At 67.6% G+C, this 21,096-nt stretch carries 21 protein-coding genes and 2 pseudogenes; 10 read left to right on the forward strand and 13 right to left on the reverse strand.

What is annotated here, in order from left to right; genetic code table 11:
* Positions 1-11 precede the first annotated feature (11 nt).
* Positions 12-1,016 (forward strand): glutathione S-transferase family protein, encoded by a 1,005-nt coding sequence (locus A5760_RS16950; protein ID WP_064882727.1) that lies wholly within the window; start codon positions 12-14, stop codon positions 1,014-1,016.
* Between the two features lie 16 nt (positions 1,017-1,032).
* On the opposite strand, the gene A5760_RS16955 is transcribed toward A5760_RS16950, so the two are convergent.
* Positions 1,033-1,533: a DUF2771 domain-containing protein gene (locus A5760_RS16955; RefSeq protein ID WP_064882729.1), complete on the reverse strand. Its 501-nt coding sequence runs from the start codon at positions 1,531-1,533 to the stop codon at positions 1,033-1,035.
* The gene (locus A5760_RS16960; protein ID WP_064882731.1) at positions 1,530-3,212 is read right to left on the reverse strand and encodes an MFS transporter; all 1,683 of its coding nucleotides are present in this window, start codon (positions 3,210-3,212) and stop codon (positions 1,530-1,532) included. Before A5760_RS16960 ends, A5760_RS16955 begins: the two co-directional genes overlap by 4 nt.
* A 109-nt stretch (positions 3,213-3,321) precedes the next feature.
* On the opposite strand from A5760_RS16960, the pseudogene A5760_RS16965 reads away from it, so the two are divergent.
* Positions 3,322-4,107, forward strand: a pseudogene (locus A5760_RS16965) (DUF3027 domain-containing protein); the annotation flags it as partial.
* 167 nt (positions 4,108-4,274) lie between these two features.
* On the opposite strand, the gene A5760_RS16970 reads toward A5760_RS16965, so the two are convergent.
* Complete coding sequence (locus A5760_RS16970; RefSeq protein WP_064882735.1) at positions 4,275-4,730, reverse strand: SRPBCC family protein; 456 nt, start codon at positions 4,728-4,730, stop codon at positions 4,275-4,277.
* A 20-nt stretch (positions 4,731-4,750) separates the two neighbouring features.
* Positions 4,751-5,026, reverse strand: coding sequence for a DUF2530 domain-containing protein (locus A5760_RS16975; protein WP_064882737.1), 276 nt, complete (start codon positions 5,024-5,026; stop codon positions 4,751-4,753).
* Between the two features lie 202 nt (positions 5,027-5,228).
* Between A5760_RS16975 and A5760_RS16980 the strand changes: the two genes are divergently transcribed.
* Genes A5760_RS16980 through A5760_RS16990 form a run of 3 tightly spaced genes read left to right on the forward strand, consistent with a single transcriptional unit; the run spans position 5,229 to position 6,804 of the window.
* Positions 5,229-5,660 (forward strand): MarR family winged helix-turn-helix transcriptional regulator, encoded by a 432-nt coding sequence (locus A5760_RS16980; protein ID WP_064882740.1) that lies wholly within the window; start codon positions 5,229-5,231, stop codon positions 5,658-5,660.
* Positions 5,661-5,681: 21 nt separating this feature from the next.
* Positions 5,682-6,515, forward strand: coding sequence for a TrmH family RNA methyltransferase (locus tag A5760_RS16985; protein ID WP_064882742.1), 834 nt, complete (start codon positions 5,682-5,684; stop codon positions 6,513-6,515).
* A gap of 10 nt (positions 6,516-6,525) precedes the next feature.
* Entirely contained in the window at positions 6,526-6,804 is a 279-nt protein-coding gene (locus tag A5760_RS16990; RefSeq protein ID WP_064882744.1) for a DUF2537 domain-containing protein, read from the forward strand.
* A 108-nt stretch (positions 6,805-6,912) separates the two neighbouring features.
* Here A5760_RS16990 and sepH read toward each other — a convergent pair whose 3' ends face one another.
* Complete coding sequence (sepH, locus tag A5760_RS16995) at positions 6,913-7,686, reverse strand: septation protein SepH (protein ID WP_064882746.1); 774 nt, start codon at positions 7,684-7,686, stop codon at positions 6,913-6,915.
* Between the two features lie 122 nt (positions 7,687-7,808).
* Positions 7,809-8,927, reverse strand: a complete 1,119-nt coding sequence (serC, locus tag A5760_RS17000) for a phosphoserine transaminase (protein WP_064882848.1) — start codon at positions 8,925-8,927, stop codon at positions 7,809-7,811.
* Between the two features lie 245 nt (positions 8,928-9,172).
* Between serC and A5760_RS17005 the strand changes: the two genes are divergently transcribed.
* Together A5760_RS17005 and A5760_RS17010 are read left to right on the forward strand one after the other, a co-directional pair.
* Positions 9,173-10,198 (forward strand): AurF N-oxygenase family protein, encoded by a 1,026-nt coding sequence (locus A5760_RS17005; protein ID WP_064882748.1) that lies wholly within the window; start codon positions 9,173-9,175, stop codon positions 10,196-10,198.
* An 18-nt stretch (positions 10,199-10,216) separates the two neighbouring features.
* Positions 10,217-11,905, forward strand: coding sequence for an FAD-dependent oxidoreductase (locus A5760_RS17010; RefSeq protein ID WP_064882750.1), 1,689 nt, complete (start codon positions 10,217-10,219; stop codon positions 11,903-11,905).
* Between the two features lie 106 nt (positions 11,906-12,011).
* Here the strand turns inward: A5760_RS17010 and A5760_RS17015 are convergent, their stop codons facing one another.
* The 4 genes from A5760_RS17015 to A5760_RS17030 all read right to left on the reverse strand — a co-directional run bounded on the left by A5760_RS17015 (position 12,012) and on the right by A5760_RS17030 (position 15,720).
* Entirely contained in the window at positions 12,012-12,470 is a 459-nt protein-coding gene (locus A5760_RS17015) for a VOC family protein (RefSeq protein ID WP_064882752.1), read from the reverse strand.
* A 95-nt stretch (positions 12,471-12,565) separates the two neighbouring features.
* A complete protein-coding gene (locus A5760_RS17020) occupies positions 12,566-13,081 on the reverse strand; it encodes a hypothetical protein (protein WP_064882754.1) in 516 nt (171 codons plus the stop codon).
* Entirely contained in the window at positions 13,078-14,547 is a 1,470-nt protein-coding gene (locus A5760_RS17025) for a serine/threonine-protein kinase (protein WP_064882757.1), read from the reverse strand. The genes A5760_RS17020 and A5760_RS17025 overlap by 4 nt, the downstream gene beginning before the upstream one ends.
* Positions 14,548-14,598: 51 nt before the next feature.
* Positions 14,599-15,720, reverse strand: coding sequence for a citrate synthase 2 (locus A5760_RS17030; protein ID WP_064882761.1), 1,122 nt, complete (start codon positions 15,718-15,720; stop codon positions 14,599-14,601).
* A 71-nt stretch (positions 15,721-15,791) separates the two neighbouring features.
* On the opposite strand from A5760_RS17030, the gene pdxH reads away from it, so the two are divergent.
* Both pdxH and A5760_RS17040 read left to right on the forward strand, forming a co-directional pair.
* Complete coding sequence (pdxH, locus tag A5760_RS17035) at positions 15,792-16,454, forward strand: pyridoxamine 5'-phosphate oxidase (RefSeq protein WP_064882763.1); 663 nt, start codon at positions 15,792-15,794, stop codon at positions 16,452-16,454.
* A 158-nt stretch (positions 16,455-16,612) separates the two neighbouring features.
* Positions 16,613-17,908, forward strand: a complete 1,296-nt coding sequence (locus tag A5760_RS17040) for a citrate synthase (RefSeq protein WP_064882765.1) — start codon at positions 16,613-16,615, stop codon at positions 17,906-17,908.
* 31 nt (positions 17,909-17,939) lie between these two features.
* Here A5760_RS17040 and A5760_RS17045 read toward each other — a convergent pair whose 3' ends face one another.
* On the reverse strand, positions 17,940-18,743 hold the full coding sequence (locus tag A5760_RS17045) for an enoyl-CoA hydratase/isomerase family protein (protein WP_064882767.1): 804 nt from the start codon (positions 18,741-18,743) through the stop codon (positions 17,940-17,942).
* The gene (locus tag A5760_RS17050; RefSeq protein WP_064882770.1) at positions 18,736-19,722 is read right to left on the reverse strand and encodes an RNA polymerase sigma-70 factor; all 987 of its coding nucleotides are present in this window, start codon (positions 19,720-19,722) and stop codon (positions 18,736-18,738) included. Before A5760_RS17050 ends, A5760_RS17045 begins: the two co-directional genes overlap by 8 nt.
* A 121-nt stretch (positions 19,723-19,843) precedes the next feature.
* Here A5760_RS17050 and A5760_RS17055 point away from each other — a divergent pair, with 121 nt between their 5' ends.
* A complete protein-coding gene (locus tag A5760_RS17055) occupies positions 19,844-20,215 on the forward strand; it encodes a DoxX family protein (protein ID WP_064882771.1) in 372 nt (123 codons plus the stop codon).
* 10 nt (positions 20,216-20,225) lie between these two features.
* On the opposite strand, the pseudogene A5760_RS17060 reads toward A5760_RS17055, so the two are convergent.
* Positions 20,226-21,096, reverse strand: a pseudogene (locus A5760_RS17060) (NAD(P)/FAD-dependent oxidoreductase); the annotation flags it as partial.

The following is a 21,096-nucleotide window of genomic DNA, read 5'->3' on the forward strand; positions in this document are numbered from 1 at the left end:
CGATGGGAGACATGGCTTCCTATATTGCGCAGGCAGGCGAATTCACCCGCGACACCAACTACATCGCCACCCGCATCACTGCCGATGGGCGCGACGGCTATCCGGTCGAGCCCGGGCGGTATCGGCTGATCGTCGCCCGCGCGTGTCCGTGGGCAAACCGCGCGATCATCGTGCGCCGCTTGCTGGGCCTGGAAAGCGTTCTCTCCATTGGCTTTTGTGGCCCCACGCACGACGAGCGCAGTTGGACGTTCGATCTGGATCCGGGCGGTGTCGATCCGGTGCTGAAGATCCCGCGACTGCAAGACGCGTACTTCAAGCGATTCCCCGACTATCCCAAGGGCATCACGGTGCCCGCGATCGTCGACGTCGGAACCGGTGCGGTGGTCACCAACGACTTCGCGCAGATGACCCTGGATCTGTCAACGGAATGGTCGGCCTACCACCGCGACGGAGCGCCCGAGCTGTATCCCGAGCAGCTGCGCGCGGAGATCGACGAGGTGAGCAAGCGGGTCTACACCGAGATCAACAACGGCGTGTACCGGTGCGGGTTCGCCGGCTCGCAGCAGGCCTACGAGGCGGCCTATGACCGGTTGTTCACCGCCCTGGATTGGGTGAGCGAGCGGCTGACCAATCAGCGATTCCTGGTGGGCGACACCATCACCGAGGCAGACGTGCGGCTGTTCACCACCCTGGCCCGCTTCGACCCCGTGTATCACGGGCATTTCAAATGCAATCGCAGCAAACTGAGCGAGATGCCGGTGCTGTGGGCCTACGCGCGCGACCTGTTCCAGACCCCGGGTTTCGGTGACACCGTCGACTTCGTCCAGATCAAGCAGCACTACTACATCGTGCACGCCGACATCAATCCCACCCGGATCGTGCCCAAGGGTCCGGACCTGACCGGCTGGCTAGCCCCGCACGGGCGAGAGAGCTTGGGCGGCAAGCCCTTCGGGACGGGCACACCTCCCGGGCCGCCGGTAGAAGGTGAACGCGTGCCCGCCGGCCACGGGGCCTGAGCGACGCGGTCGATCCTCAGAAGGTCAGCCGCACCGACCATTCCGCGTGCGGAACGTCGCGCAGCTCGCCCGCGGGATCCACCGCAAGCGTCAGCAACTGCACGACAATCCCGGCCAGACGCCCGCGATGCGGGTCGACCGAGGGGATGGTCACGGCGAACCGGGTGCCCGGCCGGAAGATAGTGCTGGTGGTGTTGGTGGGGTCGTCGTAAACCTGCAGCAGCCGCCAGGGTGCCCGGTAGATGGCATCGGGCACCGAGAGCTGAATCGGGTAGCGCTCGCTGACCCGCAGCTCGCCCTGGTTCTGCGGCGACTCGCAGTCTTCGAGGTTGAGCACGTTGCAGTACAGGTACGGCCCCACCCGGGTCAGGTGGCCGTGCGAATACGCGCTGATCTCGGGGTGCCGCGGTTCGGAGCGGCCCACCAACAGCCAGGTTGCGACGCCGGCGCCGACGCAGAGCACAGCCACCAGGCAGGCGAGCAGCACGGCCACACCCCGCTTGCTTCCGGATTTCACTCGGCAACCACCGCCGGAGCGCCGACACCGCGGCGCTTGCCCTCCTGCTCGACCATGATCGGCCTATTCCCTCCCAGGCCGGGAATCAGCGAGTTGCCGCGGAAGCTGACCAGGGTCTGCGCCAGGCCCAGGATGAGCAGCGCAGTCACCGCGGTAAAACCGACCCACAACTCGGTGTACACCAACACCCCCAGCGCGCCGCCGAGGACCCAGGCCAACTGCAGCGTCGACTCGGAGCGCCCGAAGCCCGATGCGCGGGATTCCTCCGGCAGGTCGTTCTGCAGCGACGCGTCCAGGGACGCCTTCGCGATGGCGCTGGATCCCGACGTGACCAGGGTGGCGATCACTGCCAGCATCAGGTTGCCGGCCACCGAGGCGGCCAGCGCGACCGCGCTCACCGCCACCGTGCAGCGCACCACCAGCGCGGCGGGCCGGCCCAGCTTCAGGCGCGCACTGGTGAAGTTGCCCACGAAATTGCCGATCCCGGCCGCGGCGCCGATCATCCCGAGCATGGCGATCTGGGCCCAGCCGTTGGCCTGGTGGGCCTTGGCCACGAACGCGGGATACAGGAACAGGAAGCCCACCATGACCTTGATGGTGCAGTTACCCCACAGCGAGGTGATGATGTTGCGGCCCAACGGCTGTCGCAGCGCCCCGCTGACTTCCTTGTGCCAGCTGCGCCGCAGCGGTTCACTGTCCTGGCGATAGCTCAGGGTGGCGGGAACCTCACCGGCGGTCACCTCGACCCAGCGCGGTATCCGCATCGACAGCATGGCGCCGGCGATCGTCATCGCGATCACCACGAACAACGCCCCGGGCAGCTTGAACAGGTGGGCGCAGACGAATTCGACGCCACCCGCGATCGCGCCGCCGACGATGGTGCCGCCCAGCAGACCGAACATCGTCAGCCTGGCGTTGACCCGCACCAGGTCGATGCTCGGCGGCATCACCCGTGGTGTCACCGCGCTGCGCAGCACGCTGAACGACTTCGAGAACACCATCATCGCGAGCGCGCACGGATAGAGCACCCACGACGGGAAACTGCCGCTGGCGCCGTCGTAATTCATCACCAGCAGCACGGCCAGCGCGGTGCGCAGGGCGAACGACGCGGCCAGGGCGACGCGGCGGCCGTGCTGCAGCCGGTCGAGCGCCGGGCCGATCAGCGGCGCGATCACCGCGAACGGCGCGATGGTGATCAACAGATACAGCGCGACCCGGCCCTTGCTCTCACCTGTGGCCGCCGCGAAGAACAAAGTGTTGGCCAGCGCGACGGCCATCGCGGCGTCCACGGCGAAGTTGGCCACCACGGGCCACGTCAGCGCTGTCAGGCCGGACTTGTCGGCGCCGTCGGCCGTCGCGGCGCGCTGCACCATCCAGTACATCCGTGAACCCATCTCGCGGCTGCGAAGCGCCGCGGCGCGGGTGACGGTGATCCGCTCGCCGGACGCCGGACCGCGAGGCGCCTCGGCGCTGTTGCGTTCGGGCTCCGGCCGGTGGCCCAGCGGGGGCAGGTAGCGATTGGCGCTCGGCACCGGCGTCGGGCGGCGGGTGCGCCGATCGGCGGCCCCGCCGGCGGGGTAATTGGCCGCGCCCGGATGCTGGGAGGAAGCGCCATTGCGGGGCCGGCTGGCCGGCTGAGAGGCCACCCGGCCCGGATTGTTTTGCCGCCGTCCAGACACGTCCCGATTCTCCCCTATGCCGCCTTGATGCGTCTGCAGGTAACGGGGCGTGGCTCGTCAACCTAGTATTGGAACCGCAATGCAGAAAGAAGACAGCGCGACCCGACCCATCGAGGAGCCCACCGTGGAGTACGCCGTGGCGACCGTGGCCGACTGGCCCGAGGGGTTGGCGACCGTGCTCACGGGCGCGGCAGACCAGGCCAGGGCCGCGGTCGTGGAGTTCAGCGGGCCAGAGATGGTCGGCGACTATCTGGGCGTCGGCTACGAAGACCCGAACACCGCCACCCACCGGTTCCTGGCGCATCTGCCCGGCTACCAGGGTTGGCAGTGGGCGGTCGTCGTGGCCGCGTATCCCGGCGCCGATCACGCCACCATCAGCGAAGTGGTGCTGGTGCCCGGGCCGACGGCGTTGCTGGCCCCGCACTGGGTGCCCTGGGAGCAGCGGGTGCGGCCCGGGGACCTGAGCCCCGGCGACCTGTTGGCGCCCGCCGCCGACGATCCCCGGCTGGTTCCCGGCTACACCGCGAGCGGTGACCCCCAGGTCGACGAGACCGCCGCGGAAATCGGGCTGGGCCGGCGTTGGGTGATGAGCGCCGAGGGCCGCGCGGAGGCGGCCGAGCGCTGGCGCACCGGCGATTACGGCCCCGAATCGCCGATGGCGCGATCGACCAAGCGGGTGTGCCGCGACTGCGGCTTCTTCCTGCCGCTGTCCGGATCCCTAGGTGCGCTGTTCGGCGTGTGCGGCAACGAACTGTCGGCCGACGGGCACATCGTCGACAAGCTGTACGGCTGCGGTGCTCACTCGGACACCCCGGCCCCGGCGGGCACCGGGTCGCCGGCCTACCAGCCCTACGACGACGGTCTGCTGGACGTCACCCAGGCACCGGTCGAGCCGTCCGCGCCGCCCGCGGAGTCGCCGGAGGCGTCCGAAGCGCAGCCGCAGGGCGAGTCAGCGGAGCAGCAGCCCGAGGCCGCGGAGCAGCAGCCCGAGGAGACGCTGGACGCCGAGCCCGTGTCCGAGGCCCCGGAGTCCGGGCCGCAGGCGCAGACCGAAACGCCGGACTAGCCGGTTTCGGCGGCGGCCTTGATGCGCGCCAGCGAGGTGTTCATCCCGTCGAGCAATTCGCGTTCGAAGTTGGTGGTCCCGCCCAAGAGCGCATTCACCGACAGGTTCGAAAATGCGGTGACGCCGTTTTCGGCGTGACGACTCTCGATCAGCCGCGTGCCCTCGCCGCTGGGCTCGAGCTCATAGGTCCAGATGGTGTTGTTGGTGTCCACCCGGAACGCGAGCTTGCGGTCGGGGACGATCTCGACGACCGTGCACGTGGTCGGCCAGAACAACCGCTTGCGGCGGTTGAGGTTGAGGGTCCTGGTGCCCTGACGGACCGGGCCGAAGGGCTTCATCCACCGGCACTGCGGGCTCCACTGCGGCATTCGCCGCAGATCGGAAATCAATCCCCACACGGTGGCCACCGGTGCGTCGATGTCGACGTGTGTTTGCAACAGCGGGGCTACCATCTCTCCTCCAGGTGTGCGAATTACTTGTGGTCGAGATAGTTTTCGAGCCCGGCCTGGGCGCCGCGCGCACCGCGACGGGCCGCGGCCAGCTGCAGCAGGAAGATGCTCGTGCCGAGCACCCCCACGCCCAACCCGGCAAGGGCCACCGGACGCCAACTCTGCAGGGCGGGCACCAGGAAAGCGGCGGCCACCGCGGCCAGCCAGCCCAGCGCGCCGAGCGCGATGAAGGGCCACACGTGCAGCAGCGAGGCGGGCAGCGGCGGCGCGGTGCGGTTATCACCGGGTTCGGCAGACATCGCGATTAACATAGCCCGCCGCCGGTGTTCGCGGGCGGCGCACCCACTTGCCGAAACGGATGATCGGAAACCGCTGAGCAAGGCGGGATGGGCGGGCGGGTAAGCGTTTCGAGCAAAATTCCGAAGCTTAGCGAAAAGGTTCCACACCGGTCGTTCGCCGGTTCGTGTCCCGGTTTCTCAGGCTTCCGTGTAACCTCGCGCCATGCCTGACAGCGATGCGCGGCTGGCCAGCGACCTGTCACTGGCTGTTATGCGGCTGGCCCGCCAACTGCGGTTTCGCAACCCGTCGTCGCCCGTGTCGCTGTCCCAGCTGTCAGCGCTGGCGATGCTGACCAACGAAGGCCCGATGACGCCGGGCGCCCTGGCGATCCGCGAACGGGTCCGGCCGCCGTCGATGACCCGGGTGATCGCGTCGCTGGCCGAGATGGGCCTGGTGGACCGGGCGCCGCACCCGGTCGACGGCCGGCAGGTGCTCGTCTCGGTCTCCGAGGCCGGGGCCGAGCTGGTCAAGGCGAACCGTCGTGCCCGCCAGGAGTGGCTGGCCAAGCGGCTGGCGACGCTGGACAGCGAACAACGCGACACGCTCCGCAATGCGGCCGATCTGATGTTGGCCCTGGTCGACGAAGGCCCGTGAGTTACCGGACCGAAGCCCTGAATGTTCACCGACGTTGACGACCCCGACGATGCGAGGCTCGACGATTTCCGCGACCTGAACAGCGTCGACCGTCGTCCCGATCTCCCGTCGGGCAAGGGGCTGGTGATCGCCGAGGGTGTGCTGGTGGTCCAGCGCATGCTGGCGTCGCGCTTCCGTCCGCATGCCCTGTTGGGCACCGACCGCCGGCTCGCCGAACTCGAGGATGATCTGGCCGGCAGCGCCGTGCCGTTCTATCGAGCCTCCGCCGACGTCATGGCCCAGGTGGTGGGCTTCCACCTCAACCGCGGCGTGCTGGCGGCCGCCCGGCGGGTGCCCGAACTCAGCGTCCCCGACGTGATCGCCGGGACCCGAACCGTCGCGGTGCTCGAAGGGGTCAACGACCACGAGAACCTGGGCTCGATCTTCCGCAACGCGGCGGGCCTCGGCGTCGACGCGGTGGTGTTCGGCAGCGGCTGCGCCGACCCGCTGTACCGCCGCGCGGTCCGAGTGTCGATGGGCCACGCGCTGCTGGTGCCGTATGCGCGCGCAGCCTGCTGGCCCGCCGAGCTTGAGACGTTGCGGGAGAACGGTTTTCGACTTATGGCGATGACCCCGCAAGGCACTGCGTGCGCCTTGCCGGAGGCGATGACGACCGCGCGCGACGACCGCGTTGCGGTGCTGGTGGGCGCCGAGGGGCCGGGGCTGACGCCGGCCACCCTGCGGTTGAGCGATGTGCGGGTGCGCATCCCGATGTCTCGGGGCACCGACTCGCTCAACGTCGCGACGGCGGCGGCGCTGGCGTTCTACGAGCGGGCCCGCTCGACGACGAGAGGCGGCGATGGACAGTCAGACTAGGCTCCGGCTGATGAGAGACGAATCCGTCCCCTGGGCAACGGGTTTGACGGTGACCGCTTTCGTTGCGGTGGTCACCGGGGCCGCGATCGTGGTGCTCAGCCTGGGCCTGGTTCGGGTGCACGCGCTGCTGGCCGTCGGGCTCAACGTCGTGGCCGCCGGGGGACTGGCACCGACCTTGTGGGGGTGGCGACGTACCCCGGTGCTGCGCTGGTTCGTGCTGGGCGCGGCGGTGGGCGTCGCGGGGGCGTGGATTGTGCTGCTGGCCCTGACGGCCGCGGGTCGGGCTTAGTGGTGATCGCGAGCGCGGCGTGGCCGGGCGAAGCGGGTCGTCACCGTCGGGCTTAGTGGTGATCGCGAGCGCGGCGTGGCCGGGCGAAGCGGGTCGCCACCATCGGCCTTAGCGCTGCCCGCCCGAGCGCACGCCGAGCAACACGTCTTCCCACGCCGGGATGACCGGCTTGCCGCGGCGGGTGTGCACGGGCTTTTCGTCGGGCTCCACGACCGCCTCGGGTTCCGCGACGGGCGGCTTCGCGGGCTCGTCGAAGTCGACGTGGGCGACCCGGGCCACCGGGCGCAGCGGACGTTCGAAGGTGGGGTCGATCAGCGCGCTGGCCGCGTCGTCGATGGCGGTCACCGTTCCGCCGTGGGCGCCCGGGCAGAAGCAGAAATGCGCGAGGTTGTCGGAGCGGCCGACCTTCCATGCGAGCTGCACCGTCCAGCGGTTGTCTTCGTTGCGCCAGGCGTCCCAGCTGAGCTTGTCGTGGCTGAGGCCCCGGGTCACCAACGCGGCGCTGACCGTCTCCAGCAGGGTCAGCACGGCGGGGCCGTCGGCCAGCATCGGGTGGGCGGCGGTTGCCAGTTCGGCGGCTCGGTATCGTTCCAAGAGCACCGGGTGGGCAAAGCGGCGGACACGCGAGATCTCGGAGCCCGACGCCGCGGCGACCTGCTCGACGGACGCGCCCGCCCGGATTTTTGCCTGAATTTCTTTGGGGCTCAGCATGTTGGTGACTTCAATCTCGAGCTGCGGTTGCTCAGAGGACAGGGCTGCGTCGCGCAGCAGGGCTCGCAGCCGGTCGTCGGCCGCTAGCTTGAACTGCTCCGCGGCATCGTCACCCTCGCAGATGACATATTTGCTGTCGGCATCCAGCCCAACCACTTTGAGTTCCCGCATGGTTATCTCCTCGCAGGCTCCGTGCAGGTCAGCGACGGACCCGTCACGTGCGCACTTTAGTCCAGCAACCGCCCATCACCTGTGCTGACACGCTGTGCGATTGCGCGCTGATTGCCGGTTGGTTACAGCCGCTCGACGACCCAGTCAATGCATTGGGTGAGTGCGCTGACGTCGTCGGGGTCCACCGCCGGGAACATCCCCACCCGCAGCTGGTTGCGGCCGAGTTTGCGGTACGGCTCGGTGTCGACGACGCCGTTCGCCCGCAAGATCTTCGCCACGGCCGCGGCGTCGACTTCGTCGGCGAAGTCGACGGTGCCCACCACCTGCGAGCGCAGCTTCGGGTCGGTGACGAAGGGCGTGGTGTAGGCCCGCTCCTCAGCCCAGGAGTACAGCCGGCCCGACGAGTCCGCCGTGCGCTTGACGGCCCAGTCCAGCCCGCCGTTGCCCAGGATCCAGTCGACCTGCTCGGCCATCAGCGCCAGGGTGCCGACCGCCGGGGTGTTGTACGTCTGGTCCTTCAGGCTGTTCTCCACGGCGATCGGCAGCGACAGGAAGTCGGGCACCCAGCGGCCGGAGGCGGCGACGGACTCGACGCGGGCCAGCGCCGCCGGGCTCATGACGGCCAGCCACAGCCCGCCGTCACTGGCGAAATTCTTCTGCGGGGAGAAGTAGTAGGCGTCGGTCTGCGCGATGTCGACCGGCAGGCCGCCCGCGCCCGAGGTCGCGTCGATGACGATCAGCGCGTCGCCGGAATCGGCGGGCCGGCCGATGGGCACCGCGACGCCGGTGGATGTCTCGTTGTGCGCCCAGGCGATCACATCGACCGAGGGGTCGCTCTGCGGCTCGGGGGCGCTGCCGGCGTCCGCCTTGATGACGACGGGATCGCCGACGAAGGGGTTCTTGGCGACCGCGGAGGCGAACTTGGAGCTGAACTCGCCGAAGGACAGGTGCAGCGACCGCTTGTCGATCAGGCCGAAGGCCGCGGCATCCCAGAACGCGGTCGCGCCGCCGTTGCCCAGAATGACCTCGTAGCCCTCGGGCAGCGAAAACAGGTCGGCGAGCCCGGACCGCAGCCGGCCGACCAGGTTCTTGACCGGCGCCTGCCGGTGCGAGGTGCCGAACAGCGGGGCGGCGGTGGTGCTCAGCGCCTGCAGTTGTTCGGGCCGGACCTTCGACGGGCCACACCCGAAGCGGCCGTCGCGGGGTTTGATGTCAGCGGGGATCTCGAGCTGGTCAGCCATGATCATCAGGGTAGTGAGCCAACCTGACGGGGCGGTGCGGCGGCCCGACCGCAGGCGCCGCCCGCCGGGACAAAATGCCAGCTCGGTGCGGCCAGACGTTTGGCCGGGTGTGAGCTGGGGCATAAAAAATTCATGACCACCGGTCAGGTCACAGTGCCTGGGAGGGGTCTAGTGAATATCCGGTACCTGCGGTACTGTCTGGACATAGCACGTCCAAATGTAAACCTCGTTGGGGAGGCCTGGATATGGCTAGGACGCGATTAGTCCGGCGTTGGCGAAGCAACATGGAAGTGCGCGACGACGCCGAATACGTCAACATGCTTGCCACACTGTCCGAGGGGTCGGTGCGGCGAAACTTCAATCCGTACACCGATATCGATTGGGATTCACCGGAATTCGCTGTCACGGAGAACGATCCGCGGTGGATTCTGCCGGAGACCGACCCGCTGGGCCGGCATCCCTGGTATCTGGCGCAGTCGGACGAGCGCAAGATCAAGATCGGGATGTGGCGCCAGGCCAACGTGGCCAAGGTGGGTCTGCACTTCGAGTCCATCCTGATCCGGGGCCTGATGAACTACACGTTCTGGGTGCCCAACGGCTCGCCGGAGTACCGGTACTGCCTGCACGAGTCGGTCGAAGAGTGCAACCACACGATGATGTTCCAGGAGATGGTCAACCGCATCGGCGTCGATGTACCGGGCATGCCGCGGGTTCTCAAGTGGCTCTCGCCGCTGGTTCCGCTGGTGGCCGGCCCGCTGCCGGTGGCGTTCTTCATCGGCGTGCTCGCCGGCGAGGAGCCCATCGACCACACGCAGAAAAATGTTCTGCGCGAAGGCAAGTCGCTGCACCCCATCATGGAGCGGGTGATGGCGATCCACGTGGCCGAGGAAGCACGCCACATCTCGTTCGCCCACGAGTTCCTGCGCAAGCGGGTCCCGGAATTGACCAAGAGGCAGCGGTTCTGGACCGCGCTGTATCTGCCGCTGACCATGAAGGCGCTATGTCGCGCAATCGTGGTGCCGCCCAAGGCGTTCTGGCGCGAGTTTGACATCCCGCGTGACGTCAAGAAGGAACTGTTCTTCCGGTCGCCGGAATCGCGAAAGTGGTTGAGTGACATGTTCGGTGACGTGCGGATGCTGGCCTACGACACCGGCCTGATGGAGACGCGCTCGGCGCGGTTGATGTGGCGGCTGTGCAAGATCAACGGCAGGCCGTCGCGGTACCGCAGCGAGCCGCAGCGCCAGCACCTGGCCTCGGTCCCGGCCGCGTAACCAACTGCGAGTTCCTGTATGCCGCACGTTATTACCCAGTCGTGCTGTAACGACGGGTCCTGTGTCTTCGCGTGCCCGGTGAATTGCATTCACCCGACACCCGATGAGCCCGGCTTCGCCACCTCGGAGATGCTCTACATCGATCCGGTGGCGTGCGTGGACTGCGGTGCCTGCGTGAGCGCGTGCCCGGTCGGCGCGATCGCGCCCGACACCCGGTTGGACTCCAAGCAGCTGCCTTTCATCGAGATCAACGCGTCCTTCTACCCGGAGCGGCCGAAGGACGAGAAGCTGCCGCCGACGTCGAAGCTGGCGGCGGTGATCCCGGCCGCCGAGGTGCGCGCCCGGCGCAGGCCGCTGACGGTGGCCATCGTCGGATCGGGGCCCGCGGCGATGTATGCCGCCGACGAACTGCTGACCCAGCGGGACGTTCGCGTCAACGTCTTCGAAAAGCTGCCCACGCCTTATGGTTTGGTGCGTGCCGGGGTGGCGCCGGATCACCAGAACACCAAGCGGGTCACCCGGCTGTTCGACAGGGTCGCCGGTGATCGGCGGTTCCGGTTCTATCTCAACGTCGAGGTCGGCAACCAGCTGAGCCACGCGGACCTGCTGGCTCATCACCACGCCGTGCTGTACGCCGTCGGTGCACCCGACGACCGCCGGCTGGACATCGAGGGCATGGGCCTACCGGGAACCGGAACGGCAACCGAATTGGTCGCGTGGATAAACGGGCATCCCGAGTTCGCCGATCTGCCAGTCGATCTCAGCCACGAGCGGGTGGTGATCGTCGGTAACGGCAACGTCGCCCTCGATGTCGCGCGGTTGCTCACCTCGGATCCCGACGACCTGGCCCGCACCGACATCGCCGACCACGCGCTGGCGGCCTTCCGGGGCTCGGCGGTGCGCGAGGTGGTGGTCGCCGCCCGGCGCGGCCCCGCCCAGTCGGCGTTCACGTTGCCCGAGCTGATCGGGCTCACCGGTAGCTCCGAAGTGGTGCTCAGCGCGGCGGACCATCAGCTGGTGGCGGCCGATCTCGCGACCGCGTCGGACGCGCTGACCAAGCGCAAGCTGGAAGTCTTGAGCACGCTCGGCGACGATTCGGTGCCGTCGGACCGCCCCAGGATCAGGCTGGCGTATCGGCTGACCCCGAACCGGGTGCTGGGGGACCAGCGCGCCACCGGCGTGGAGTTCTCCGTCACCGGCACCGACGAGACGCGCCTTCTGGAAACGGGTCTGGTGCTGACGTCGATTGGCTACCGCGGCAAGCCGATTCGCGATCTTCCGTATGACGAATCGTCGGCTGTCGTGCCGAACGACGGCGGCCGCGTCGTCGACCCCGCCTCCGGGCGGCCGGTGCCAGGCGCATTCGTCGCGGGCTGGATCAAGCGGGGCCCCAGCGGCTTCATTGGCACCAACAAGTCCTGCTCGCTGCAGACCGTGCAGGCCCTGGTCGCCGATTTCAACGCCGGCAGACTGACCGAGCCGGTCGCCAAACCCGACGCGCTGGCCCGGCTGGTGCACGACCGTCAGCCCGACGCGATCGACGCGGCGGGGTGGCGCGCCATCGACGCCGCCGAAATCGCACGCGGCAGCGGCGACGGCCGGCCCCGCAACAAGTTCACCGACGTGTCCGCCATGCTCGCGGCCGCGGCGGCCGCGGAGCCGGCGCCGCCGCAACGACGCCGGCTGCTGGATCGGCTGCTCGGCTAGTCCCGATGGTGGCGACCCGCTTCGCCCGGCTGCACCCCGTAGTGGCGACCCGCTGCGCCCGGCTACGCCGCGCTTGCGATCGCCACGGCCGCGCTCGCGATCGCCACTAACCGGCTCCCTGGCCGGACATCGCCGCCGAGATCTCTTCCATGCTGACCTCGCGGACCGGCTGCCCCATCGACCAGTGATGGCCGAACGGGTCGGCGACCATGCCGTAGCGGTCGCCCCAGAACTGGTCGTCCAACGGCGTCACCACGGTGGCACCGGCATCCAGCGCGCGCCGGAAGCTGGCGTCGACGTCGGTGACCGTCAGGTGGATCGTGACGGGGGTGCCGCCCAGCGACGTCGGCGTCATCGACTTGCCGCCACACACCTCCGGGAAGTCGTCGTTGAGCATCACCGTGAAGCCGTTGATGCGCACCGCGGCGTGCACCAGTTTGCCGTCGGGACGGGGCACGCGCCCGATTTCCTGTGCCCCGAAAGCCTTGACATAGAAATCGATTGCCGCGGCGGCATCGTCGACCACCAGGTGCGGGGACAATGCCGGTTCGATGTTGATCGCCATGCTGGTTCTCCTTGCTGTCGGTTTGGCCCGTGAGGGATCAGCAATATTGACCGGGCGTCTCGGCAATTTTCATCGCGCCGGTTCGAAGTAGCTCGTCACACCGGGTTGAAGCTGTTGATCAGCCAGGTTCCGTTGACCTTGGCGAGCCCGACGCTCACCGAGCTGGACGTGGTCGTCGGTCCGGACTGGTCAGCGGAGGTTGTCTTCTGCGAGACGAAGACGAGGATGGTCGCCGCGTAGGTGGCCAGGCTCTGAACCCCGGCGCGCTGAACGGTGGCGGCGGTGGTCACCCGCTTCTGCCGTGCGGCGGGGCCGACGACCTGGCTGGTGAACTGCCGGTAGTAGGTGAGGAAATCGCCGGTCAGCATCGCGCTGGCGGCGTTGAAGTCCTGTTCGAGTGTGTCCGGTGAGTAGCTCAGCACCTTCACCGTTCCCGCGCTCGCGGCGCGGGTTGCCACCTGTCGGTCGGAGAGTTGATCCGCTACGGGCGGTGGTTGTCGGCTTTTCAGATGCATTTCCCAGGCGCCGAGCGCGTCCACGCCCACCGTGGTGAGGGTGAGGACGACCACGACCGCCCACCAGATGATGCGTCCCGCCGAACCTGATCTCATGTCACGAACTCGACCTTGGAGACCTTGTAGGTGTCGCCGACTTTCTCGACGCGCATCGCCAACCGCCAGTTTCGCGGGTCTTGGGCCGCGCCGCTGCTGTTGGTGACTTTTGCCGTCGCGGCGACCAGGACCTGGGCTCTGGTTCCGCTGATCGACTCGAGCGCCGCGGCGTTCGCGATCCCTTGGGTCGACACGTTGGAATCCACGACCGTTTTGGTGAAATCTTCGCGCCTGGTCAGAAAGTCGTCGTGGAATTCGCCGATCGATCCGTCGACGATGCGCTGGATGTCGCTGTCGGCGGATTTTGAGCTCAGGCTGGTGAGCCAGCCCGCGAATTGCTTGGCGTAGTCGACGTATGGCTGCCACTGGGGCGCGGCGGTCGACGGTTGTGGAGGCGGACGCAAGACCTGCGCCGCGGCGAACGCGCCTGTGCTCAGCAGCAGAATCGTGAGGACCAGCGGCACCAGCACGGGGGTGAGCCTTCGTCGCCGGGGTGCCGGTGCGGCTGCCGGATAGGGTGGCATCGGCGACATCTGGGGCCAGGGGCCGGCCGTCAGAATTGGCGGTGCCCCCATCGCGGCCGTGCCCACCGGCCACGGCGCGGCCGGCGGGTTCCAGTGCACCACAGCGGAGTTGATCGACTCGCCGAGGGCCTGGGCGAAGTCGGCGCAGCGCGAAAAGCGTTGCGCGGGATCCTTGCTCATCGCTTTCGACAGCACCGGGTCCAGCGGCGCCAGGTCGGGGCGCCGCTGCGCCAGCAGCGGTGGTGGCGCGTTCAGATGGTTGGCGATGACCGCCGCCGGGCTGGTGCCCGCGAAGGGTGCGACACCGGTCAGCAGGTGAAATGCCGTGGCGGCCAACGCGTATTGATCTGCCCGTCCGTCAAGTTCGCCGCCCATCAGCTGTTCCGGCGCCGCGTAGCTCACCGCGCCCGCGCTGTCGGTCGTCATCAATCCGCTGATGTCATCGGCTTTGCGGGTAATGCCGAAGTCGGCCAACAGGATTCGGCGTGGTTCCGAGTCGGATTCGGTCAGCAGAATGTTTCCGGGTTTGACATCGCGGTGCAGCATTCCGCGCCGGTGACCGTGGTCGAGCGCGTCCGCGACGGTCGTGACGATCTCCAGGACTTCGCGCGCGGCCATGCCGTGGGTGTGGTGTTCGCGCAACAGGCGCCCGGCATCGGTGCCCTGTGCGTAGTCCATGGCGATCCAGAGCCGGCCGTCGAATTCGCCACGGTCGTGTATGGCAACGATATTGGGGTGCCGCAGCGCGGCGGCCAGGTCCGCGTCCCGCTCGAAACGTTCCCGAAAACCGGCATCACCGGTCAACGACGCGGGCAAGATCTTGAGCGCGTCCAGCCGCGGCAACCGGGGATGCCGGGCCACGTAGACGTCGGCCGTCGCGCCCGAGCTCAGTAGCCCCTGAATGGTGTAGCCGGCAAACTCGGCACCATCCCCCAAGGTCATGCAGCGATCCTACTGAGTGATCACCAAAGAGGGTTGCGCCGAGCGAACGGCTCAGGCGTTGGTGAGACTGCGGTCCCAGCCCTCGACGGATTCCGGGCTGCGCGGAGCGGGGCCCACGTAGATGGCAGACGGCCGGACCAGCTTGCCCAGCCGCTTCTGCTCGAGGATGTGCGCGCACCAACCGGCCGTGCGGCCGCAGGTGAACATCGCCGGCATCATGTTGGCCGGTACCCGGGCGAAGTCCAGCATCACCGCGGCCCAGAACTCGACGTTGGTCTCGATCGCCCGGTCCGGACGGCGCTCGCGCAGCTCGGCCAGGGCCGCCTGCTCCAGCGCGACGGCGACCTCGTGGCGCGGGGCGCCCAGCCGTTCCGCGGTGGCGCGCAGCACCCGGGCCCGCGGGTCCTCCGCACGGTAGACCCGGTGGCCGAAGCCCATCAGCTTGTCGCCGCTGTCCAGGATCTTCTTCACCAGGGCACGCGCGTCGCCGGTGCGCTCGACCTCTTCGATCATCGGCAGCACTCGCGCCGGCGCCCCGCCGTGCAGCGGGCCGCTCATCGCCCCGATCGCCCCGGACAACGAAGCCGCCACGTCGGCGCCGGTCGAGGCGATCACCCGGGCGGTGAACGTCGAGGCGTTCATCCCGTGCTCGGCGGCCGAGACCCAGTAGGCGTCAATCGCTTCGACGTGGCGTGGATCCGGCTCGCCCTGCCACCGCGTCATGAAACGGGCGGTGACGGTTTCGCATTCGTCGATGATCCGCTGCGGCACGGCGGGCTGGTAGATGCCGCGCGCGGACTGTGCGACGTAGGACAGCGCCATCACCGACGCCCGGGCCAGCTGGTCGCGGGCGACGGTTTCCTCGGTGTCCAGCAGCGGCTTGTACCCCCAGATCGGGGCCAGCATCGCCAGGCCCGCCTGCACGTCGACGCGGACGTCGCCGGTGTGAATGGGCAGCGGGAACGGCTCGGCGGGCGGCAGCCCGCGCCCGAACCTGCCGTCGACCAGCAGCGCCCACACGTCACCGAAGGTGACCTGCTGGGTCACCAGGTCTTGGATGTCGACGCCGCGATAGCGCAGCGCACCGCCGTCTTTATCCGGTTCGGCAATTTCGGTGGTGAAGGCGACCACGCCTTCGAGGCCGGGGACAAAGTCTTCGGGGACCACAGTCATAGGAAAATTCTCGCACCCCCTGATCGGGCCGACGCTACCGGCCGGTAGCAAGCGCCGGTAGCGTTGACGCGATGGCAGGACCAGAAGACGAGCACCTGCAAAGAATGCGTGTGGAGTACGGGTCGGTGGAAAAAGACGGCAGTCCAGATCTTGACGCGGATTGGCTGCGCGACGGCTGGGTCTCGTTGTTGCGCAAATGGATCGACGACGCCGAACGCTCGGGCGTGGCCGAGCCCAACGCGCTGGTGCTGGCCACCGTCACCGCCGACGGCAGGCCCGCGAGCCGATCGGTCTTGTGCAAGAGCGTGGACGAGACCGGGATCACTTTTTTCACCAACTATGACTCTGCCAAGGGCGACGATCTCGCGGCGACGGCCTACGCCTCGGCGACGTTTCCCTGGTACCAGCTCGGCCGTCAGGTCCACATCCGCGGGCCGGTGAGCAAGGTCAGCGCACAGGCCACCGAGGACTATTGGTCCAAGCGGCCGCGCGGCTCCCAGTTGGGTGCCTGGGCGTCGCACCAATCGCAACCGATCGCCTCACGGGCGGCCTTGCTCGAGCAGCTGGGCGAGGTGACCGCCCGCTTCGCCGACCGCGAGCAGGTTCCGGTTCCCCCGGGCTGGGGTGGCTATCTCATTGCCCCGGAGCTGGTCGAGTTCTGGCAGGGCCGGGAAAATCGATTGCACAACCGCATCCGCATAACCGGAGATCGGGTGGAGCGCCTGCAGCCTTAACCCGCAGATGATGCACGTCGCGCGGCGGCTTGACGGGATCGATTGTTGGCGTGACCAGCGGACTCGACCCCGGGCAGGCGCCTCATCCTCATAACGACTACCTTTTGCAGTAAGCACCAAGTCAGCAGCCATATCAGCCAGAGCGCAAAGGGGTTCTCGTGGCAGACACCGACGACACCGCCACTTTGAAGTACCCGGGCGGCGAGACCGACCTGGAGATCGTCAACGCCACCGAGGGCGCTGACGGCATTGCGCTGGGCTCGCTGTTGTCCAAGACCGGCTACACCACGTTCGACAACGGCTTCGTCAACACCGCCGCGTGCAAGAGCTCCATCACCTACATCGACGGCGACGCGGGCATCCTGCGCTACCGCGGCATCCCGATCGAGCAGCTCGCCGAGAAGTCGACCTTCATCGAGGTGAGCTACCTCTTGATCTACGGCGAACTGCCGAGCAAGGAGCAGCTGGCCGATTTCACCAAGCGGATCCAGCTGCACACCATGCTGCACGAGGACCTCAAGCGTTTCTTCGACGGCTTCCCGCGCAACGCCCACCCGATGCCGGTGTTGTCCAGCGCCGTCAACGCGCTGTCCGCCTACTACCCCGACTCGCTCGACCCGATGGACACCGAGGACGTCGAGTTGTCCACGATCCGGTTGCTGGCCAAGCTGCCGACCATCGCGGCGTACGCCTACAAGAAGTCGGTCGGCCAGCCTTTCCTCTACCCGGACAACTCACTGTCGCTGGTGGAGAACTTCCTGCGCATGACGTTCGGGCTGCCCGCGGAGCCCTACCAGGCGGACCCCGAAATCGTTCGGGCGCTGGATATGCTGCTCATCTTGCACGCCGACCACGAACAGAACTGTTCGACGTCGACGGTCCGGCTGGTCGGGTCGTCGCAGGCCAACCTGTTCACCTCCATCTCCGGAGGCATCAACGCGTTGTGGGGCCCTCTGCACGGCGGGGCCAACCAGGCAGTGCTCGAGATGCTCGAGAAGATCCGCCAAAGCGACGACGACGTCAGCGAATTCGTGCGCAAGGTCAAGAACCGCGAAGAAGGCGTGAAGTTGATGGGCTTCGGTCACCGCGTGTACAAGAACTACGACCCGCGCGCCCGCATCGTCAAGGAGCAGGCCGACAAGATCCTGGCCAAGCTCGGCGGCGATGACGACCTGCTGGACATCGCCAAGCAGCTCGAAGAGGCCGCGCTCACCGATGACTACTTCATCGAGCGCAAGCTGTACCCCAACGTCGACTTCTACACCGGTCTGATCTACCGGGCGCTGGGCTTCCCGACCCGGATGTTCACCGTCCTGTTCGCGCTGGGGCGGCTGCCCGGCTGGATCGCGCACTGGCGTGAGATGCACGACGAGGGCGACAGCAAGATCGGCCGCCCGCGCCAGATCTACACCGGCTACACCGAGCGCGATTACGTCACCATCGACGCGCGGTAACTGTCCCAAGCGCCGGTAACGCGCTGCTGGATCAGTCGGCTTGCTCGCGGTTCTGGCTGAACGCTTGTTGGGCGGCGCGGAACGAGGGCGATCTCAGGCAGCGAGCCTGGGCTTGGACGGCGAGTCGTAAGCTCGCGGCGGGCTGCAGAAGCCAGCTGGCCTCGATGGCCCGGCGCGCGCCTTCGACGGCCTCTGGTGGCTGGGCGGCAAGGCGTTTGGCGAATGTCTGGACCGCGGGTTCCAGGAAGTTTTCGGCGACAACGCGATTCGCGAGTCCGATGTTCAGGGCATCAGTGGAGTCGATGATTTCACCGAGCAGCACCATCTGCCGCGCGCGGGCTTCCCCGATGAGTCTCGGAAGTCGGAAGGTGGCGCCCATGTCCGGTAGCAAGCCATAGCGCGTTTCCGGGAGGCCGACGCGCGCACCGTCGGTGAAAATGCGGAAGTCGCAAGCGAGCGCCAGCTGTAGTCCCGCGCCGTAGGCGTAGCCTCGAACCGCCGCGACGCTGGGGCAGCGCAGCTTGGGAATGAATTCGAAGCTGCCGGCCAGCCGCAGACCTCGCTCGATCGTCTGCTCGTCGGGCGGTTGGCTGGCGAACTGCGGGAGGATGGTTGACATGGCCTCGGGCAGGTCAAGTCCTGCGCAAAAAGACGGCCCGGCACCGGTGACCACAAGGCAGCGTAATGTGTTGTCCGCCAACAGATACCCGCTCAGATCGTGCAATTCGTCTCGCATTCGCTGGTTTTGCGCATTCAGCTTGGACGGACGGTTCAAGGTCAACGTGCCCGCGTCGGCAGCCCGCTGGTAGACGATGGTCTCAAAGCCCTTATTCATGCGCGCGGTGGTTTTCAGTCGGGGCCCGATGGGTCACTGGATCCCGGCATGCCAGGGGCGACAGGGCGAATCCAAGGTGTTTGAGTTTGTGCGGATTGATGACCGAGCGGATGGTGCAAATGCTTCCGCCGTAGATGTCGAGGCTCAGCACGTTGATCAGGGCGCCATCGGGGTCGAAGGCCAGCACTCCGGGCTGTCCGTTGATCTGCGCGTGTTGCAGTCGCACGCCAAGACTGCGGTAGGCACCCATGATTGCGGCCAGGACCCGGTGAACGCGGTATCGCCCGAAAATCGGTCGCGGCAGTCCGCGGCCGACACCGCCCCCGTCGCCGTAGAAGGACACGTCGTCGGCCAGCCATTGCACCAGATCATCCAGATCGCCATTCTCGGCCGCGGCGAAAAAGCGATCGGCGAGTTGATCGCGACGCGTGGCGTCGGCGTCAAAGCGGCGCCGCCCGGCCGCGATGTGCCGACGTGCCCTGTTGAGTAATTGGCGGCAATTGTCCGGTGTCTTATCGACGATGTGGGCGATGTCGCCGTAGTCGTAGGCGAAAACCTCGCGCAGCAAGAAAACCGCTCGCTCCACGGGTGAGAGCGTCTCCAGTAGCAGAAGAAACGCCATCGACAGAGAGTCGGACATCACGGCCAGATCCGCGGTGTCGGGAACGGCCGGGGTAATCAGGGGCTCGGGAAGCCAGGGGCCCATGTACTTTTCGCGTTGCACCCGGGCAGAGCGCAGATGGTCGATGGCAAGGCGGGTTGCGATAGTGGTCAGCATCGACCGCGGCGATTCGACGCGATGGCCCTGCTGCAAGTAGTCGAGGTAGCGCAAGTATGTTCCCTGCACGATGTCCTCGGCGTCGGTGACACTGCCCAGCATGCGGTAGGCGATGGCGAACAGCAGCGGCCGCAGAGCGGTCGGGTCCCCATGCTGTTCAGGACCATCGCCAGGCGGCGGGTCGGTGGGTGGAGTCGTCATGTTCTGTAGACGATCGAGTCGTCACAGGTGTGACAGGTAGCGCGGCCAGATGACGGATCGATGTCACAGGCGGCGGCCGTCGTTCGTCTTAGGGTCGTCCGCTCAAACGGAAAGGAAGACAATGAACGCCGCGCTATGGGTAGCACAAATCATCCTGGCCGGGATATTCGCCCTGTCCGGAACGGCCAAGCTCACGCTGAGCCGGGAACGACTGCTGGCTACAGGTCAAACCGGCGTCGCCATGTTCCCCATGCCGGTCGTCCGTTTCACCGCCGCATCGGAAATACTGGCCGCGGTAGGACTCATCGCGCCCGGGCTGACGGGAATTGCGCTGATCTTGACGCCGCTGGCGGCGACGGGCCTGTGCGTGGTCATGGTCGGGGCGGCGTGGGCGCATACTCGGCTGCACGAACGGCGCGCGGTCGCGGTCAACATCGTGTTACTCGGGTTAGCGGCATTTGTGGTGCTCTGCCGAGTTGCGATGCTGCACTGATCGGTCGCGATCACCGGGGGCGATCAAGCGAGGCCAGCACAGCCATCGCGGCATTGTGCCCGCCGATACCCGACACCGCCCCACCGCGGCGAGTGCCCGAGCCGCACAGCATGATTCGTTCGTGCGCGGTGGCCACGCCCCATTGCCGCGCCGGGGTGTCCAGCGGCTCGTCGTCCTCGGCGAACGGCCACGACAGCCCGCCGTGGAAGATGTTGCCGCCGCTCATGCGCAGGGTGCGCTCCAGATCCAGCGTGGTCGTGGTCTCGAGGCACGGCCGGCGTTGGGCGTCGGTCAGCAGTAGGTCTTGAATGGGTTCGGCCAGAACGGAATTCATCGACGCCAGCACGTCATCGGTCAGCCGATCGCGCAGCGCGTCGGGGTCGGTGCCGCCGAATAGCGAGTGCGGCGTATGTAAACCGAACACCGTCATCGTCTGCGCGCCCGAGTCGCGCAGCTCGCCCGACAGGATGCTGGGGTCGGTCAGCGAGTGGCAATAGGCCTCGCACGGCAGAGGATTCGGGGGTTGGCCGGTGGCGGCCTGCGAATACGCCGTGTCCAGTTGGCTCCAGGTCTCGTTGACGTGAAACGTCCCGGCGAATGCCTGTTCGGGCGTGACGGCGTGGTCGCGCAGTTGGGGCAGCCGCGCCAGCACCATGTTCACCTTGACCTGCGCGCCGGCGGCGGCCGGCTCCGGTTCTTCGCCGAGCAGCCCGGCCAGGACGGTCGGTGTGACGCCGGCCAGGACGAACCGGGCCCGAATCAGGTGATCTTCACCGCCGCTGCGATAACGCACTTCGCCGGTGGGATTGACGGCGTAAACCTCAGCGCCGGTGGTGATTTCGGCGCCGTTACGCGTGGCGGCCGCGGCCAGGGCCGTGGTC

The organism is Mycobacterium colombiense, from assembly GCF_001665835.1.
Taxonomy (GTDB): Bacteria; Actinomycetota; Actinomycetes; order Mycobacteriales; family Mycobacteriaceae; genus Mycobacterium; species Mycobacterium colombiense_A.

Bases quoted from the DNA above. Each gene is read 5' to 3' on its own strand.
- A5760_RS16950 (WP_064882727.1), top strand. From the start codon at position 12: ATGGCTTCCTATATTGCGCAGGCAGGCGAATTCACCCGCGACACCAAC.
- A5760_RS16970 (WP_064882735.1), bottom strand. From the start codon at position 4,730: ATGGTAGCCCCGCTGTTGCAAACACACGTCGACATCGACGCACCGGTG.
- A5760_RS16975 (WP_064882737.1), bottom strand. From the start codon at position 5,026: ATGTCTGCCGAACCCGGTGATAACCGCACCGCGCCGCCGCTGCCCGCC.
- A5760_RS16980 (WP_064882740.1), top strand. From the start codon at position 5,229: ATGCCTGACAGCGATGCGCGGCTGGCCAGCGACCTGTCACTGGCTGTT.
- A5760_RS16985 (WP_064882742.1), top strand. From the start codon at position 5,682: ATGTTCACCGACGTTGACGACCCCGACGATGCGAGGCTCGACGATTTC.
- A5760_RS16990 (WP_064882744.1), top strand. From the start codon at position 6,526: ATGAGAGACGAATCCGTCCCCTGGGCAACGGGTTTGACGGTGACCGCT.
- sepH (WP_064882746.1), bottom strand. From the start codon at position 7,686: ATGCGGGAACTCAAAGTGGTTGGGCTGGATGCCGACAGCAAATATGTC.
- serC (WP_064882848.1), bottom strand. From the start codon at position 8,927: ATGGCTGACCAGCTCGAGATCCCCGCTGACATCAAACCCCGCGACGGC.
- A5760_RS17005 (WP_064882748.1), top strand. From the start codon at position 9,173: ATGGCTAGGACGCGATTAGTCCGGCGTTGGCGAAGCAACATGGAAGTG.
- A5760_RS17010 (WP_064882750.1), top strand. From the start codon at position 10,217: ATGCCGCACGTTATTACCCAGTCGTGCTGTAACGACGGGTCCTGTGTC.
- A5760_RS17015 (WP_064882752.1), bottom strand. From the start codon at position 12,470: ATGGCGATCAACATCGAACCGGCATTGTCCCCGCACCTGGTGGTCGAC.
- A5760_RS17020 (WP_064882754.1), bottom strand. From the start codon at position 13,081: ATGAGATCAGGTTCGGCGGGACGCATCATCTGGTGGGCGGTCGTGGTC.
- A5760_RS17025 (WP_064882757.1), bottom strand. From the start codon at position 14,547: ATGACCTTGGGGGATGGTGCCGAGTTTGCCGGCTACACCATTCAGGGG.
- A5760_RS17030 (WP_064882761.1), bottom strand. From the start codon at position 15,720: ATGACTGTGGTCCCCGAAGACTTTGTCCCCGGCCTCGAAGGCGTGGTC.
- pdxH (WP_064882763.1), top strand. From the start codon at position 15,792: ATGGCAGGACCAGAAGACGAGCACCTGCAAAGAATGCGTGTGGAGTAC.
- A5760_RS17045 (WP_064882767.1), bottom strand. From the start codon at position 18,743: ATGAATAAGGGCTTTGAGACCATCGTCTACCAGCGGGCTGCCGACGCG.
- A5760_RS17050 (WP_064882770.1), bottom strand. From the start codon at position 19,722: ATGACGACTCCACCCACCGACCCGCCGCCTGGCGATGGTCCTGAACAG.
- A5760_RS17055 (WP_064882771.1), top strand. From the start codon at position 19,844: ATGAACGCCGCGCTATGGGTAGCACAAATCATCCTGGCCGGGATATTC.